The organism is Cellulomonas endometrii, assembly GCF_949769265.1.
GTDB lineage: Bacteria > Actinomycetota > Actinomycetes > Actinomycetales > Cellulomonadaceae > Cellulomonas > Cellulomonas endometrii.
Genome location: NZ_CATKPC010000013.1, coordinates 1 through 16,685 on the forward strand (window position 1 = coordinate 1; position 16,685 = coordinate 16,685).

A 16,685-nucleotide genomic window follows, 5' to 3' on the forward strand; every position below is an offset into this window, starting at 1 on the left:
CGCCGGTCCCGCGCCGGCAGCACCCGCCGTGCTGCGCCTCGGCACCCCCGCGGGCCGCGGCACGCTCCTCGCCACGGTGCTCGGGTCCGCGCTGGTGTTCCTCGACGGCACGGTGGTGGGCATCGCCCTGCCGGCCATCGCGGACGACCTCGGTGCGACCACCGCGGGCCTGCAGTGGACGGTCAACGGCTACGCGCTCACCCTCGCGGCGCTGCTGCTGCTCGGCGGTTCCCTGGGTGACCGGCTGGGCCGGCGGCGGATGTTCCTGGCCGGCACGGTCGCCTTCGCCGCGGCGTCGGTCCTGTGCGCCGTCGCCCCCACCGTGGGGCTGCTGGTGGCCGCGCGGGCGGTGCAGGGCGTCGGCGGCGCGCTGCTGACGCCGGGGTCGCTGGCGATCCTGCAGTCGTCGTTCCGGGAGGGCGACCGGGCGCGGGCGATCGGCGCCTGGTCGGGGCTCGCGGGCGCGGTGGGGGCGGTCGCGCCGTTCCTCGGCGGCTGGATCATCGAGCAGGCCGGGTGGCGCTGGGTGTTCGGGATCAACATCCCGCTGGCGGCGCTCGTGGTGGTGGTGGCGCTGCGCTGGGTCCCGGAGTCCCGGGACCCCGACGCCTCGGGCCCGCTCGACGTGCTGGGCACCGTGCTCGCGGCGATCGGGCTCGGCGCGCTGACGTGGTCGCTGACCGCGTGGTCGGAGCGCGGCGCCGTCGACGCCCTGGTGGCGGTCGTCGGCGCGGTCGGCCTGCTGGGGCTGGTCGCGTTCGTGGTGACCGAGGCGCGGACGCCGTACCCGACGCTGCCCCTGCGGCTGTTCCGGTGGCGGCCGTTCGCCGCGGTGAACCTGGCCACCCTGCTCGTCTACGCCGCGCTCACGGGCATCTTCTTCTTCCTGCCCGTCACGCTGCAGGTCGTCACGGGGTGGTCGCCGCTCGCCGCCGGCATCGCCTCGCTCCCGGCGACGGTCCTCATGCTCCTGCTCTCCGCGCGGGGCGGGGCCCTCGGCGCCCGGATCGGGCCGCGGATCCCGATGACGGTCGGGCCGCTGCTCGCCGGCGCCGGAGCGGCTCTGCTCGCCGGCATCGGCCCCGGCACCGACTACGTGACCGGGGTGCTGCCCGGCGTCCTGGCCGTCGGCGCGGGGTTGGTGCTGACGGTGGCCCCGCTGACCGCCACCGCGCTCGGCGCCGCACCGGACCACCTCGCGGGGACCGCCTCCGCCACGAACAACGCCGTCGCGCGCGTGGCCGGGCTGCTGGCCGTCGCGGTGCTGCCGCTGGTGGCCGGGGTCGGGACAGGCCTGTCCGACCCCCAGGTGCTGGCGGACGCGCACCCCGTCGCGATGCTCACCTGCGCGGGCCTGATGGCCGGCGGCGCGCTGGTCGCGGCGGTCGCCGTACCCGGCTCGACGGCGGGCGTGGCGCCCCCGCAGGGACGGGACGGCTGACGCGAGCGTGTCGGCGGTCTGCGGCACGATGGCCGCCATGCCCGACTACGTCGCCCACCTCACCGTCCCCGACGTGCCCGACGACGAGACCCGCGCCGGCATGGCGGACGCCCTCGGCGCGCTGCGCGACGACGCGCCGCCCGGGTTCGTCGGCCCGGCCCCCGTGACGTTCGACCTGCGGGGCGAGGCGCCCGACATGGACACCGCCGTGCGGACGGCGCACCTGCACGCGGCCGAGATCCTCGACGACCTCGCGTGGGAGGTCACCGTCGAGGTGCTCGGCTGAGCCGGGCGCGCGGCACCGGGACCCTCCTCCCGGTGCCGCGGACCGACGTGCCCGGTGACGGTCAGCGGGGACCGTCGGCCGGGGTCTGCGGGGCGGGCGGCTCGTCGCCCGCGGCGGGGTACGGCTGCGCGGCGGGATCGGGCTGCGCCGCGTACGGCTGCCCGGGGTAGGACTGCGCCGCGTACGACTGCGCCGGGTACGACGCGCCGGCGTACGGCTGGCTGGTCCGGGGGCCGCCCGGGTACGCCTGCCCGTACGCCGACGGCCCGTGCACCCGCGCGACCCAGTCCTCGCCCGGCATGAAGATCCACAGCAGGGGGTAGATCAGCAGCGGGCTGCCGGGCAGCACGATCAGCACGATGAGGAACAGCCAGCGCATCGGCCACGGGTCGATGCCGAAGCGCCGGGCCAGACCGGCGCAGACGCCGCCCAGCACCCGGCCGTCCAGCGGCCGGACCAGGCCGTTGCGCCACATGGACTCGTAGATGCCGGTCATCGCGGGGGTCTCCTGTCGGTCGTGCGGGTCGTCGCGATCGCGACAGGACCACGGTGCCCGGCCGCTGGGCACCGCCACATCCGGGACGGACCCTGGTCCGACCCTGACCGCACCCTGGTCCTCAGCGGGGACGGACCCGGACCCCGCCCTCGACCGCCACGAGCTCGACGCGGGACAGGTCCGCCACCACGAGGTCCGGGCCGCCGCCGGGTCCCTCGGGCGACGTGGTCCGCAGGCCGAGCGTGGCCGCGCCGGCCGCCCGGCCGGAGACGACCCCGGACTCCGCGTCCTCGACGACGAGGCAGCGGCGCACGTCCACGCCCAGGCGCGCCGCACCGGTGCGGTAGGGCTCGGGGTCCGGCTTGCCCCGGGTCACGTCGTCGGCGGTGACCACCTCGGCGGGGACCGCGAGGTCCACGGCGGCCAGGCGGGCCGCGGCGAGATCCGCGCCGCAGGACGTCACGATGGCCGCGCGCCCGGCCGGTGCCAGTGCCCCGAGGGCGTCGGCGGCCCCGGGCAGCACCTCGATCCCGTGCGTGTCGGCGATCTCGAGCTCGACGACCCGCGCCAGCGCGGCGGCCCGCTCGGCCGGGTCCCGGTCCGCGAGCAGCGTCTCGATGATGTCCCGGCCCGGCACGCCGTGGAACCGGAACGGCGCGAGGTCCCCGGCCGGCATCGCGAACTCCTCCGCGAGCTGCAGCCAGCACCGCTCCACCGCCCGGGTGGAGGAGATCAGCGTCCCGTCCATGTCGAACAGCACCGCGTCGAACGTCTCCCCCAGCACGTCGCGCACCGCCGGCGTGGTGGACGGGGTGGGGTCCGCCTCGGCGGCGCGGGTCTCGGTCGTCATGCCACGAGCGTCGCACGCGCTCCGCCTCAGGGGGTCCTCAGCGGCACCTCAGGCCCGCCTCAGGCCGGCCCCTACGCGGACCGGCGCGCAGGACGGCGCGGTCGACGGATCCGGCACCCGCCCCCTCAGCACCAGTGTGGGACGTGCCGGGGGACGCCCGGCCGGTCCCGCTCCCGGCGGGGCACCGACGAGGACGCAGGAGAGCGACATGGACACCATCTGGGGCCCGGCGCTGGACGCCGAGGTGGCCTACCGCCAGGAGCTGGTGCGTGCTGCGGTGCGCGGGTCCGGTCCCGGCTGGCGGTGGCGCCGCCGGCGCACGCGCTGACCGCACGACCTGCGCCGTCGCCGGCCCGGAGGGGACCGGCGGCGGCGTCCGCGCGCCGGGCGACGAGCGCCCCGCCGGGGCCGCCCGGGCCCGCCCGTCCCGCCCGAGAACGAGGGAGACGCATGTCGGTCCCGGCTGCCACCATCGACCTCATGACCCGGTCGGTGGCCCACGCACCGTTCGTCGCCCGCGACGAGCAGGTCGCCGCGCTGCTCGCCGCCGTGGACCGCGCGGCAGCGGGCGAGCCCGGCCTGGTGCTGCTCGGCGCCGACGCGGGCGTCGGCAAGACCCGGCTGCTCACGCACGTCGCGCGGCTCGCCGGCGAGCGCGGGGCGACGGTGGTCGTGAGCCACTGCATCGACCTCGGGGAGATCGGCCTGCCGTACCTCCCGTTCGCCGAGGCGCTGCACCAGCTGGTCGCGGACGACCGTCCGGGCGTGGCCGAGGTGGTCGCGGCGCGGCCGGCGCTCCGGCGGCTGCTGCCCGCGACCGGAGCGGAGCCCGCCGGCGCCGACGAGCAGACCGAGCGCCTGCAGCTGTTCGACGGCGTCGCGGCGGCGCTCGCGGCCGCCGCCCGCCCCGACGCCCCCCTGGTCCTCGTCGTCGAGGACCTGCACTGGGCCGACTCGTCCAGCCGCGACCTGCTCCGGTTCCTCGTGGCGCGCCTGCGTGCCGAGCCGGTGCTGGTGGTCGGCTCCTACCGCGCGGACGACCTGCACCGGCGGCACCCGCTGCGCCCCGTCCTGGCCGAGCTGGGCCGCCACCCCCGGGTCGAGCGGATCGACCTCCCGCCGTTCACGTCCGACGAGCTGCGCGCGTTCACCACCTCGCTCGCGGGGCGCCCGCTGCCCGAGGACGCCCTGCACCGGATCCAGCAGCGGTCGGAGGGCAACGCGTACTTCGCCGAGGAGCTCCTGGAGGCCCGCGGTGCCGGCACCGACCTGCCCGGGACGCTCGCGGACGTGCTGCGGGCGCGCCTCGAGCAGCTCGACCCCGAGGTGCAGCGGCTGGCGCGCGCGGCCTCCGCGGCGGGGCGGCGGGTCGACGAGCCCCTGCTGCGCGCGGTCGTCGCGGGAGCCGACGGCGACCCCGCCCGGCACGCCGCGTTCGACGCCGCGCTCCGGGACGCCGTCGCGCACCACGTGCTGGTCGGCGAGGACGGCCGGATCGCGTTCCGGCACGCCCTGCTCGCGGAGGCGGTGTACACCGACCTGCTGCCGGGCGAGCAGGTCGCCCTGCACCGCGACTACCTGCTCGCCGCCGCGGCGGACCCCGCCCTGGCCACCCCCGCCGAGCGCGCGCACCACGCCCTGCTGTCGCACGACAACCGGCTGGCGCTCGTCGCATCGCGGGACGCCGCCCGGGAGGCGGGCCGGGTCCTCGCCCCGGCCGAGGAGCTGCGCCACCTGGAGACGGTGCTGCGGCTGTGGCCGGGCGTGCCGACCGCCGCGGACGACCTGGGCGAGGCGCGCGTCGACGTGCTGCTCGCCGCCGCGGCCGCCGGCGGACGTGCCGGGCTCGGGGACCGGGCGGTGGCCATGGCCCGCGAGGCGGTCGCCGCGGTGGACCGGCAGGCCGGGGCCGTCGACGTCCCGGCGGGGCGCCGGGTCGCGGCGCTGCGCACCTCGCTGGCCCGGCACCTGCTGGCGGTCGAGCGCGTCGAGGAGGCGCTGCGCGAGACCGGCCGCGCGCTGGCGGACCTGGCCGAGGAGGAGGGCGTCCCGAGCGCCGACCGGGCCTGGGCGCTCGCCACGCACGCGCGCGCCGCGCTCAACGCCGACCTGGACGACCAGGCCGAGGTGTCCGCGAGCGCCGCCGTCGACGAGGCGCGCGCGGCCGGGGCGGCGGACGCGGAGGCCGACGCGCTGATCTCGCTGGCGGTGCTGGTGGTCGAGGACCGGGACCGGGCCGCCGACCTGCTGACCGGTGCGCTGCACCGCGCGCGGGACGCGGGCGACGTGCCGACCGAGCTGCGCTGCACCTACAACCTCGCGGCGAACCGGTTCTACGCCGGACGCCTGGACGAGGCCGCGGGCACGATCTCCGCGGGGCTGGAGCTCGCCGCGCGCTCGGGGCTCACGTGGAGCGCGTACGGCGTGGAGCTGCGGCTGTTCGCCGAGATCGTCCGGTACACCCGCGGCGACCTGTCCCGGCCCGCCCCGACCGCCGACCCCGGCCCGCCGCGCGCCGAGTCGGCCGTGGACGGGGTGCAGATGTACGCCGCCGTCGCCCGCGGGGACGCCGACGCCGTGGACCGCAGCCTCGCGCTGCTGCACGGCCGGCACGACGACACGATGATCACGCTGATCGCCGGGGGCTGCGCCGTGGACGCCCTGACGTGGGCGGGCCGGCCGGACGAGGCGGTCGCGCTCGCGCACGAGCTGATCGACGAGATCAGCCGGGTCTGGTCGGACTTCTTCCTGGGCGGCATCTGGCTGTCCGCGCTCGGCATCGCCGCCCTCGCGGACGAGGCGGCCGCCGACCGGCTGACCGGCCGTGACCCCGCGCCGCGGCTCGAGGCGGGCGCGCGGCTGCTGAACCGCGCCGTGGTGACGGCCGACCGGGGCCGCCCCCGCGGCGGGCAGCTCGGGCCGGAGGGCCGCGCCTGGCTGGCGCGCGCCCACGCCGAGCACGCCCGCCTGACCGGGACGCCGGACCCGACGGCGTGGCAGCGCGCGGCGGACGAGTTCGACTACGGCTACCGGTACGAGCTCGCCCGCACGCGGTGGCGGTGGGCCGAGGCGCTGCTCGGCACGGACGACCGGGACGCCGCCCGGGAGCAGGCGGCCGCCGCGCTGGCCGTGGCGCGGGAGATCGGCGCCGCGCCGCTCACGGGGGCGCTCACCGACCTGTCCCGCCGCGCGCGCCTCGACCTACCCGGCGTCCCCGCCACGTCGCCGGACGTCCTCACCGCGCGCGAGGCGGAGGTCCTCGCGCTCGTCGCTGAGGGGCTGAGCAACCGGCAGATCGGCGAGCGCCTGTTCATCAGCGGCAAGACGGTCTCCGTGCACGTCTCGCGGGTCCTCGACAAGCTCGGGGTCGGCGGGCGGGCCGAGGCCGTCGCCGTCGCGCACCGCCGGGGGCTGCTCGGGGCGTGACGCACGTCACCCCGCCGGGTGCCGGCTCCCCAGGCGCGGCCCAGGATCCCGGGCTACGCTCGCGGCCAGCCGCGGCAGGGACCACAGCCACGGCACTCGCCGGCCCTCCCCGCGCGGCGCCCCCTCCCCGGAAGCCCGAATGCCCGTCACCCCGCACCCGATCGTGCTCGTCCACGGCACCCGCACCTCCTCCGCGATCTGGGAGGACCAGGTCCGCGCCCTCACCGAGGGCGGTCACCCCACCGTGGCGATCGATCTGCCCGGCCACGGCGCCCGCGCCCACGAGCGCCTGACGTTCGCCGGCGGGCTCGCCGCCATCGACGAGGCCGTCCGCACCTGCGCGACGCCGCCGCTGCTGGTCGGCCTGTCGCTGGGCGGCTACATGTCCCTCGCGTACGCCGCCCGCCACGAGGACCGCCTGGCCGGCGTGGTGCTGGCCGGGTGCTCGACCGACCTGCGGGGCAAGCCCCTGCGCGCCTACCGCACCGCGTCGCGCGAGGTCGTCCGGGCGCTGGGCCTCGGCGGCGGCACGTGGCACGTCGTCACCGACATGCTCGCCGCCCTGCACGGCTACTCGCCGCTGAGGGACCTGCGCCGGATGGCGCTGCCCGTGTGGCTCGTGAACGGCTCCCGGGACCCGCTGCGGTTCGGCGCGCGCCGCTACCTCGACGCGCACCCGGGCGCCCGGCAGTGGGTCGTGCCCGGCGCGGGCCACGACGTCAACAGCCACGCGCCCGTCGCGTTCAACCGGATCCTGATGCACGTCCTGCGGGACCTCGCGCACAAGGCGCTGCCCGCGATGCCGCTCGGCGCGGCCCGCATCGGCTGAGCCGCGCCGCCGAGCCGCACTCCCGAACCGCGCCGCCGAGCCGCGCCCGAGCCGCCCGTCCCCTGCGACCGCCGGGTGGACGCTCCCCCGCCCAACCGGGACCGCGTGCCACGATGACGGCGCACGCCAGCGCCGACCGGGAGACCCGATGATCCGCAGCACCGACCACGTCCTCACGAGCCACGCGGGCAGCCTGCCCCGCACGCCCGAGCTGATCGCCGCGAACGCGGCCCGGGAGGCCGGCGAGGACGCCGCCGGGTACGAGGAGCTGCTCTCGGCCGCTGTCACGGACCTCGTGCGGCGCCAGGTCGACCTGGGCATCTCCGTGCCGGGCGACGGCGAGTTCGGCAAGTCCATGTCGAGCGCCATCGACTACGGCGCCTGGTGGTCCTACTCGTTCCAGCGGCTGGGCGGGCTGGAGCTGCGCGACGGTGCCAGCTGGATCCTCAAGGACGTGCAGTCGTCCCCGGGCGACGTCCGCGTCACCGGCTTCGGGCGCCGCCGCGACCGGGCGCGCTTCGAGGAGGCCTACGCCGACCCGAGCAGCGGCGTGTTCCACGGCGGGGCGCCGAAGCCGTTCCCGACGGCCGTCGCCCCCGTGACGTACACCGGGCAGGACGCGGTGGCGCAGGACGTCGCGAACCTCCGGGCCGCGCTGGACGCCACCGGCGCGCAGGAGGGGTTCATCACGTCGATCGCCCCCGGCAGCGCCGCCCGCATGGACAACGACTTCTACGCCACCGACGAGGAGTACGTCTGGGCGCTCGCGGACGCGCTGCGCGAGGAGTACCGGGCGATCATCGACGCCGGCCTGGTCCTGCAGATCGACGACCCGTCGATGGCGGAGAACTGGGACCAGATCACCCCGGAGCCGACCGTCGAGGACTACGTGAAGTTCACGGAGCTCCGCGTCGAGGCCCTCAACCACGCGCTGCGGGGCCTGCCTGAGGACCGCATCCGGTACCACCTGTGCTGGGGCTCCTGGCACGGCCCGCACACCACCGACCTGCCGATGCGGGACATCGTCCGCACCATGCTGAAGGTCGACGCGGGCGCCTACTCCTTCGAGGCCGCGAACGTCCGGCACGAGCACGAGTGGCGGGTGTGGGAGGACGTGACGCTCCCCGAGGGGAAGCTCCTTCTGCCGGGCGTGGTCGGCCACGCGACCAACGTCGTCGAGCACCCCGAGCTGGTCGCCGACCGGATCGAGCGGTTCGCGCGGCTCGTCGGCCGCGAGAACGTCGTCGCCGCGACGGACTGCGGCCTCGGCGGGCGGATCCACCACCAGATCGCGTGGGCGAAGCTCGAGGCGCTCGTCGAGGGCGCGCAGATCGCCAGCACGCGCCTCTGGTCCTGACGCCCGGAGCCCCGGCGGCTCCGGCACACGCGCCGACGGCCCGGCACCCGCGAGGGGTGCCGGGCCGTCGGCGCGTCCGGGCCGGGCCGGTCAGCCGGTGTTCTGCAGGCCCGCGGCCACGCCGTTGACGGTGAGCAGCAGCAGCCGCTTGTTCTCCTCGACCAGGTCGCCGGCGTCGCCCGTCCGCAGCGCGCGCAGCGCCCGGATCTGCAGCAGCGACAGCGCGTCCACGTAGGGGCTGCGCAGCTGCACCGCGCGGCCGAGGATCCGGCGGCGGGACAGGATGCGCTCGGAGCCGGTGATCGCCAGGACCCAGCGCTGGGTCAGCGCCATCTCCTCGAGCACCAGGGCGGCCAGGTCGTCGCGGTCCCCGAGGGCCAGGTACCGCTCGGCGAGCCGCTCGTCCGTCTTGGCCAGCGACATCTCGACGTTGTCGATCATGGTGCTGAACAGCGGCCAGTCGGCGTACGCCGCCTGCAGCTCCTCGAGGTCGCCGACCGACTCCAGCGCGGTACCCAGGCCGAACCAGCCGGCCAGGTTGGTGCGGGCCTGCGACCAGGAGAACACCCACGGGATCGCCCGCAGGTCGTCCAGCGACTCGACGGACAGCCCGCGGCGGGCGGGGCGCGAGCCGATGGGCAGCAGCCCGATCTCCTCCAGCGGGGTCACCTGGGCGAACCACTGCGGGAAGCCCGGGGCGCGGACCAGCTCGTAGAACCGGGTGCGCGACGCGGCGTCCAGGGACGACGCGAGGCCCGCGAACCGCTCCGTGGCGGCGGCGTTCCGCTCCTCCGTGGACGGCGCACCGGCCAGCAGGGTCGCGGCGGCGACCTGCTCGATGTGCCGCGCCCCGATGGTCGGGTTGCCGTACCGGGCGAAGATGACCTCGCCCTGCTCGGTCAGCTTGAACCGGCCGTCGACGGAGCCCGGCGGCTGGGCCAGCACGGCCCGGTTCGCGGGGCCGCCCCCACGGCCCAGGGCCCCGCCCCGGCCGTGGAACAGCGTGAGCCGCAGGTCGTGCTTGCGGCCCCACTGCGCGATGCGGCTCTGCGCGACGTCCAGGGCGAGCGTCGCGGCGACCGGCCCGACGTCCTTGGACGAGTCCGAGTAGCCGAGCATGACCTCGACGTGCCGGCCGTTCTGGGCCAGCCGCGCCTGCACCGCGGGGAGCGTCAGCATCTCCTCGAGGATGTCGACGCTCGCCTCCAGGTCGGCGAAGGTCTCGAACAGCGGGATCGCGTCGATGACGGGCCGCGTCGCCGGGTCCGGGAACACGAGCTCCGCGAGCTGGTAGACCGCGGCCAGGTGCTCGGGGGCCTGCGTGAAGGACACGATGTACCGGCGAGCCGCCGCGACGCCGTAGCGGCGCTGCACGGACCCGATCGCGCGGTAGGTCTCCAGCACCTCGACGGTGCGCGGCTGCAGCTCGCCGTCGATGCCGTTCTCGGCGATGTCGGCCAGCGCGGCGGCGTGCACCTGCGAGTGCTGCCGCACCTCGAGCTCCGCCAGGTGGAACCCGAAGGTCTGCACCTGCCAGACGAGCTTCTGCAGGTCGCCGTACCCGGCGCGCGTCGCCCCGGCGGCGACGAGCGAGCGCTGCACGACGTCGAGGTCGGCCAGCAGGTCCTCGGGGCCGGCGTAGGACAGGTCGGCGTCCCGGCGGCGCGTGGCCGCGATCCGCTCGGCGACCATCCGCAGCGCCCGGCGGTGCGGCTGGTGCCGGACCTCGGCCGCGGCCTTCGCGGCGGCGTCCTCCGAGAGGTCGCGCTGCCGCTGCCACAGCGCCGTGAGCTCCGCGCTGGCCGGGGTGCCGGTGTCGTCGAGCGTGATCTTCGCGGAGATCTTCCGCGCCGACTCCTCCAGCGCGGTGAGCACGTGCTCGCTCGCCAGCGCGGCGGCCGCGCGGGTCACCTCGGCCGTGACGTTGGGGTTGCCGTCGCGGTCGCCGCCGATCCACGAGCCGAGGCGGACGAACGGCCGGGCCAGCGGCTCCTCGCGGCCGGCGCCGTCGCCGTTCAGCCAGTCGTCGAGCCGGCGGTACACCGTCGGGAAGGTGTCGAAGAGCGTGGTGTCGAAGATGTTCATCACGGTGCGGACCTCGTCCAGCACCGTCGGCTTCTGCGACCGCAGCGGCGACGTGCGCCACAGGGTGTCGATCTCCTCCAGCACCCGGCGGTCGTTCTCCGCGCGGGAGGTGCCGCCGGCCGCGAGGGCGTCCCGCTCGGCCAGCAGGTCCGAGATGCGGCGGATCGCACGGGACACGGAGCGGCGGCGCGCCTCGGTCGGGTGCGCGGTCAGCACCGGGCGGAACTCGAGGTCCTGGAGCCGGCTCAGCGCCTCGTCCCGGCCGACCTCCTGCGCGAGGGCCTCGATCGCCGCGGGCAGCGAGTCGTCCTGCATGAGCTCCCCGGCCGGCAGCTCCGCCTCCCGGGCGCGCAGCACGCGCACCCGGTGGTGCTCCTCGGCCAGGTTGGCCAGGTGGAAGTAGCAGGTGAACGCTCGGGCCACCTGCTGCGCGCGCTCGATGGAGAAGGAGGCGACGAGCTCCTCCGCCTCGGCGAGCGCGGCGAGGTCCTGCTCGTCGTGCGCCCGGATGGTCAGCTCGCGGACGCGCTCGACGTCGTCGAACAGCTCGTCGCCGCCGGACTCCCTGATGACGCGGCCGAGGAACTCGCCGAGCATCCGGACGTCGTTGCGCAGCGGGTCGGGGACCTCGTGGCGCGCGAGGCCGCGGCGGGCCTCGCGAGAGGGCTGGGGGTCGGTCACCGGTCAAGCGTAGGTCAACGGTCCGACGCACGAGACGGTTGTCCGCCAGTCGGTTACCGGTCACGTACCCCGGACGCCGTCAGCGCGCCCGGGCCCTATGTCCTGCGGGCTGCGCGCAGGAGTCTAGGCTCGGAGGCAGTGCCCGCGCCCGATCCTCGCGACCGGGTGGGCAGAACCCCCGATGATCCGGGCCGCCGAGGTCCGGGCGGAAATGAGGTGCGGTGAACGCGAAGGCTCCCCTGGCCCAGCAGGTCGGTTGGACCGAGCTCGACCACAAGGCTGTCGACACGGTGCGTGTCCTGGCTGCGGACGCGGTGGAGAAGGTCGGCAACGGCCACCCCGGCACGGCGATCAGCCTGGCCCCGGCCGCGTACCTGCTCTACCAGAACGTCATGCGGCACGACCCCGCGGACCCGCAGTGGCTGGGCCGTGACCGGTTCGTCCTGTCCGCCGGGCACTCGTCGCTGACCCAGTACATCCAGCTGTACCTCGCCGGCTTCGGCCTGGAGCTCGAGGACATCGCCGCGCTGCGCACCTGGGGCTCCAAGACCCCGGGTCACCCGGAGTACAAGCACACCAAGGGCGTCGAGATCACGACCGGCCCCCTCGGCCAGGGCATCTCCTCGGCGGTCGGCTTCGCGATGGCGGCCCGCCGCGAGCGCGGCCTGCTCGACCCCGAGGCGGCCCCGGGCACCAGCCCGTTCGACCACTTCGTCTACGTGATCGCCTCCGACGGCGACCTGCAGGAGGGCGTCTCCTCCGAGGCCTCGTCCATCGCCGGCACGCAGAAGCTCGGCAACCTCATCGCGATCTGGGACGACAACCACATCTCGATCGAGGGCGACACCGAGATCGCGTTCACCGAGGACGTCGTCAAGCGCTACGAGGCGTACGGCTGGCACGTCCAGTTCGTCGACTGGACCGAGGGCGGCGAGTACACGGAGAACGTGGACGCGCTGCACGCCGCGATCGAGGCCGCCAAGGCCGTCACCGACCGCCCGTCGTTCATCGGCCTGCGCACGATCATCGCCTGGCCGTCGCCGACCAAGCAGAACACGCACGGCTCGCACGGCTCGAAGCTCGGCACCGACGAGGTGAAGGGCCTCAAGGAGGTCCTCGGCTTCGACCCCGAGAAGTCCTTCGACGTCGCCCCCGAGGTCATCGCGCACACCCGCAAGGCCCTCGAGCGCGGCGCCGCCGCCAAGGCCGAGTGGACCAAGGCGTTCGACGCCTGGCGCGACGCCAACCCGGAGCGCGCCGAGCTGCTCGAGCGCCTGCGGGCCGGCAAGCTCCCCGAGGGCTGGGCCGACGTGCTGCCGACGTTCCCCGCCGGCAAGGCCGTCGCGACCCGCGCCGCCTCCGGCGAGGTGCTGTCCGCCCTCGCGGCCGTGCTGCCCGAGCTGTGGGGCGGCTCCGCCGACCTCGCCGGCTCGAACAACACCACGATGAAGGGCGAGCCGTCCTTCATCCCGGCCGAGCGGTCCACGCACGAGTTCGCCGGCGACGAGTACGGCCGCACGCTGCACTTCGGCATCCGCGAGCACGGCATGGGCGCGATCCTGTCGGGCATCACGCTGCACGGCCTGACGCGCGCGTACGGCGGCACGTTCTTCACGTTCTCGGACTACATGCGCGGCTCGGTCCGGCTCGCCTCGCTCATGGGCGTCCCGGCGATCTACGTGTGGACGCACGACTCCATCGGCCTCGGCGAGGACGGCCCGACGCACCAGCCGGTCGAGCACCTCACGGCCGTCCGCGCGATCCCCGGCCTCGCCGTGGTCCGCCCGGCCGACGCCAACGAGACCGCCCAGGCGTGGAAGGCCATCCTCGAGCGCACCGACGGCCCCGCGGCCCTGATCCTCACGCGGCAGAACGTCCCGACGTTCCCGCGCGGCGAGGAGGGCTTCGCGTCCGCCGAGGGCGTCGCCCGCGGCGCGTACGTGCTGCTCGAGGGGTCGACCGGCACGCCGGAGGTCATCCTCATCGGCACCGGCTCCGAGGTGCAGCTGGCGGTCGCCGCCCGCGAGCAGCTCGAGGCCGCCGGCGTCCCGACCCGCGTGGTGTCCGCGCCGTCGCTGGAGTGGTTCGCCGAGCAGGACGAGGCGTACCGCGAGTCGGTGCTCCCGACCTCGGTGCGAGCCCGCGTCTCCGTCGAGGCCGGCATCGCACTGTCCTGGTGGAAGATCCTCGGCGACGCCGGCCGCGCCGTGTCGCTCGAGCACTACGGCGCCTCGGCGGCGTACGAGACGCTGTACGAGGAGTTCGGCATCACGGCGGACGCCGTCGTCGCCGCGGCCCGCGAGTCCATCGCGGCCGCCGCCGGCGACGCGGGGCCGAAGTCGGACGCCGACGCCCCGTCGACGACGGGCACGGGCGACCAGCTCTGACCCGGCGCTGACGCGCGGCGGACGGCCGGGCACCCCCCCGGGGTGCCCGGCGGTCGGCGTCTCCGCACCTCCCGCCGAGACGGCAGTACTCGGGCGGTTCGCGGGTCCGGAACCCCCCGAGTACTGCGGTCTCGACGAGCGCGACCGGAGGGAGACCGAGGGAGACCGGGCGGGGGACGTAGGTCCCCGGCGGGCGCCGGGGGTTCCGGGGAGGGTGGCAGGGTGATCCGGCAGACGCCCGTGTACTACTACTCCTCCGCGAGCGGGGTCGTGCGGTCGTTCGCGGAGCGGCTCGGCCGGCCCGCGTTCAACCTCGCCGAGCGGGAGCACCGGCTGGCCGAGGCCGACGGCCCGTGGGTGCTGCTGACCCCGTCGTACAAGACGGGCAACGACCGGAACGACACCATCCCCGAGGCGGTGCGGCGGTTCCTGCGGTCCCCGGTGAACCGGCGCCGCATGGTCGGCGTGATCGGCTCCGGCAACCGGAACTTCGGCCGGTACTACCAGATGGCCGCGCGCAGCATCGCGGCGCAGTCGCACCGGCCGGTGCTGTTCGAGTTCGAGATCGCCGGCACGCCGTGGGACGTCGAGGAGTGCCGGCGCATCCTCGCGGAGCTCGACGCGGCGCTGGCGCGGGACGGGGACGCCCCGGCCGCCTGACCGGCCGCGACGGGTGGGCAGGACCGAGCGCGCGCCCTACGGTGGGCAGATGAGCCCGTCGAAGGTGCCTGCCGAGGAGATCGACGTCCGGGGCCGCACCGTGCGGGTCTCCAACCCGGAGAAGGTGTACTTCCCCGACAGCGGGCTGACCAAGCTGGACGTGGTGCGGTACTTCGTCAGCGTGGGCGACGGCATCCTCGGCGCGCTGCGGGACCGCCCGACCACGCTGGAGCGGTGGCCGCGCGGCTGGTTCGAGGGCGCGAAGCTGTCGACCCGCGTGGACAACAAGGGCGACGCGTTCTTCCAGAAGCGCGTCCCGCAGGGCGCCCCGGACTACGTCGAGTCGACGACCATCACCTTCCCGTCCGGCCGCACCGCCGACGAGGTCACCCCCACCGAGCTGGCCGTCGTGGCGTGGGCCGCGAACCTCGGGACGCTGACGTTCCACCCCTGGCCGGTCACCCGCGCCGACGTCGAGGCGCCCGACCAGCTGCGCATCGACCTGGACCCGCAGCCCGGCACGACGTTCGACGACGCCGCCCGGGTCGCGCCGCACGTCCGGGAGGTCCTCGCCGAGCACGGGCTGAGGGGGTTCCCGAAGACCTCCGGCGGCCGCGGCATCCACATCTTCGTCCCGATCGAGCCCCGCTGGTCGTTCACGCAGTGCCGCCGGGCGACGATCGCCGTGGGCCGGGAGCTGGAGCGCCGGCTGCCGGGGCAGGTCACGACGAAGTGGTGGAAGGAGGAGCGGGGGGAGGCGATCTTCGTCGACTACAACCAGATGGCCCGCGACCGCACCATCGCCTCCGCGTACTCCGTGCGGCCGAACCGTCGGGCCACCGTCTCCGCGCCGCTGCGCTGGGAGGAGGTCGCGGACGTGCACCCGGACGACTTCGACGTGACGACGATGCCCGCGCGGTTCGCGGAGGTCGGCGACCTGTTCGCCCCGCTCGTCGCGCGCACCTCCCCCGCCCCGGGCACCGACGCCGTCCCGCCGGGGTCGCTGGAGGGCCTGCTGGAGCTCGCCGCGAAGGACGAGCGCGACCACGGCCTCACCGACCTGCCCTACCCGCCGGAGTACCCGAAGATGCCGGGCGAGCCGAAGCGCGTGCAGCCGAGCAAGGACCGGGACCGCCCGAAGGCCGCCGCGACGGAGGACTGACGCGCGGCGCGGTCCGGTGCGGCGCGGTCCGGTGCCGTCCGGTGCGGCGCGATCCGGTGCGGCTCAGACCGGTGGGGCGCGGACCGGTGCGGGGCCGTCCGGACGGCCGCGCGCGGTCACTCCCCCGTGGCGACCGGGCGGTCCGGGTCGTTCGACCACTGCGACCACGAGCCCGGGTACAGCACCGGCGTGCGGCCGGCCATCATCAGCGCCGCGGCCTGGTGCGCCGCGGTGACGCCCGACCCGCAGTACACGGCCACGTCCCCCTCGGGCACGCCGAGCGCGGCGAACCGGGCGGTCAGGTCGTCCACGGGGCGGAACCGGCCGTCGTCGCCCAGGTTCTCGGTGGTCGGGGCGCTCACCGAGCCCGGGATGTGCCCGGCGCGCGGGTCGACGGGCTCCACCTCGCCGCGGTAGCGCTCGGCGGCGCGGGCGTCGAGCAGCACGCCCTCGTCGGCCCAGCGGGCGGCGCCGTCGGCGTCGACCGTGGGCAGATGTCCCGCCGACAGCTCCACGTCGCCCGGCTCCACGGCGACGTCGCCGGTCTCGACGGCCCCGCCTGCGGTGGTCCACGCCGCGAGCCCGCCGTCGAGCAGGCGCACGTCCTCGACCCCCGCCCAGCGCAGGAGCCACCAGGCGCGGGACGCCGACATCGCGCCGGAGTCGTCGTAGACCACGACCGGCTCCCCGGCGCGCAGGCCCCAGCGCCGCGCGGCGGCCTGCAGATCCGCGACGTCGGGCAGCGGGTGCCGCCCGTCCGCGGCGCTGGGCGCGGCAGCGAGCTCGGCGTCGAGGTCCACGTACACGGCGTCGGGCAGGTGCCCGGCCCGGTAGGCGTCGACGCCGGGCGGGCCGCCGACCTGCCAGCGGCCGTCGAGCAGGCGGGGCCGGGGGGGGCCCCCCCGCGCGCCGGCGCGGTCGGCGGCGGAGACGATGACGTCGGGCCCCCGCCCACGGTACGACCGGCCGGGCGCGCCCGGCGAGCGAAGCCCCAGCCCAGGCGCCCCGTAGCGGGTCCCGGAGTG

At 76.2% G+C, this 16,685-nt stretch carries 12 protein-coding genes; 8 read left to right on the top strand and 4 right to left on the bottom strand.

The genetic code is table 11. From position 1 onward, the window contains the following. Together QNH85_RS13820 and QNH85_RS13825 are read left to right on the top strand one after the other, a co-directional pair. Positions 1-1,441 (top strand): DHA2 family efflux MFS transporter permease subunit (locus QNH85_RS13820; protein ID WP_346016324.1); only part of this gene is annotated, 1,441 nt, incomplete at its 5' end. Between the two features lie 37 nt (positions 1,442-1,478). Further along, complete coding sequence (locus tag QNH85_RS13825; protein WP_213280675.1) at positions 1,479-1,727, top strand: hypothetical protein; 249 nt, start codon at positions 1,479-1,481, stop codon at positions 1,725-1,727. Positions 1,728-1,788: 61 nt separating this feature from the next. Here QNH85_RS13825 and QNH85_RS13830 read toward each other — a convergent pair whose 3' ends face one another. Together QNH85_RS13830 and QNH85_RS13835 are read right to left on the bottom strand one after the other, a co-directional pair. After that, positions 1,789-2,223 carry a PspC domain-containing protein gene (locus QNH85_RS13830; protein WP_282947318.1) on the bottom strand — a complete coding sequence of 145 codons (435 nt, stop codon included), beginning with the start codon at positions 2,221-2,223 and terminating at the stop codon, positions 1,789-1,791. 121 nt (positions 2,224-2,344) lie between these two features. After that, entirely contained in the window at positions 2,345-3,073 is a 729-nt protein-coding gene (locus QNH85_RS13835) for an HAD-IA family hydrolase (RefSeq protein ID WP_282947320.1), read from the bottom strand. A 450-nt stretch (positions 3,074-3,523) separates the two neighbouring features. Between QNH85_RS13835 and QNH85_RS13840 the strand changes: the two genes are divergently transcribed. From QNH85_RS13840 to QNH85_RS13850, 3 genes are all read left to right on the top strand, one after another. Further along, positions 3,524-6,499 carry a helix-turn-helix transcriptional regulator gene (locus tag QNH85_RS13840; protein WP_282947322.1) on the top strand — a complete coding sequence of 992 codons (2,976 nt, stop codon included), beginning with the start codon at positions 3,524-3,526 and terminating at the stop codon, positions 6,497-6,499. A 139-nt stretch (positions 6,500-6,638) separates the two neighbouring features. Beyond that, positions 6,639-7,328: an alpha/beta fold hydrolase gene (locus QNH85_RS13845; RefSeq protein WP_282947324.1), complete on the top strand. Its 690-nt coding sequence runs from the start codon at positions 6,639-6,641 to the stop codon at positions 7,326-7,328. A 148-nt stretch (positions 7,329-7,476) separates the two neighbouring features. Further along, positions 7,477-8,685, top strand: a complete 1,209-nt coding sequence (locus tag QNH85_RS13850; RefSeq protein ID WP_282947326.1) for a cobalamin-independent methionine synthase II family protein — start codon at positions 7,477-7,479, stop codon at positions 8,683-8,685. A gap of 90 nt (positions 8,686-8,775) precedes the next feature. Here the strand turns inward: QNH85_RS13850 and QNH85_RS13855 are convergent, their stop codons facing one another. Continuing rightward, the gene (locus tag QNH85_RS13855; protein WP_282947328.1) at positions 8,776-11,451 is read right to left on the bottom strand and encodes a phosphoenolpyruvate carboxylase; all 2,676 of its coding nucleotides are present in this window, start codon (positions 11,449-11,451) and stop codon (positions 8,776-8,778) included. A 221-nt stretch (positions 11,452-11,672) separates the two neighbouring features. Between QNH85_RS13855 and tkt the strand changes: the two genes are divergently transcribed. From tkt to ligD, 3 genes are all read left to right on the top strand, one after another. Then, on the top strand, positions 11,673-13,838 hold the full coding sequence (tkt, locus tag QNH85_RS13860; protein ID WP_282947330.1) for a transketolase: 2,166 nt from the start codon (positions 11,673-11,675) through the stop codon (positions 13,836-13,838). 225 nt (positions 13,839-14,063) lie between these two features. Beyond that, complete coding sequence (gene nrdI / locus QNH85_RS13865; protein WP_282947463.1) at positions 14,064-14,498, top strand: class Ib ribonucleoside-diphosphate reductase assembly flavoprotein NrdI; 435 nt, start codon at positions 14,064-14,066, stop codon at positions 14,496-14,498. 49 nt (positions 14,499-14,547) lie between these two features. Continuing rightward, positions 14,548-15,660 carry a non-homologous end-joining DNA ligase gene (gene ligD, locus QNH85_RS13870; protein ID WP_282947332.1) on the top strand — a complete coding sequence of 371 codons (1,113 nt, stop codon included), beginning with the start codon at positions 14,548-14,550 and terminating at the stop codon, positions 15,658-15,660. Positions 15,661-15,776: 116 nt separating this feature from the next. Here ligD and QNH85_RS13875 read toward each other — a convergent pair whose 3' ends face one another. After that, positions 15,777-16,595: a sulfurtransferase gene (locus tag QNH85_RS13875; protein ID WP_282947465.1), complete on the bottom strand. Its 819-nt coding sequence runs from the start codon at positions 16,593-16,595 to the stop codon at positions 15,777-15,779. Positions 16,596-16,685: the final 90 nt, after the last annotated feature.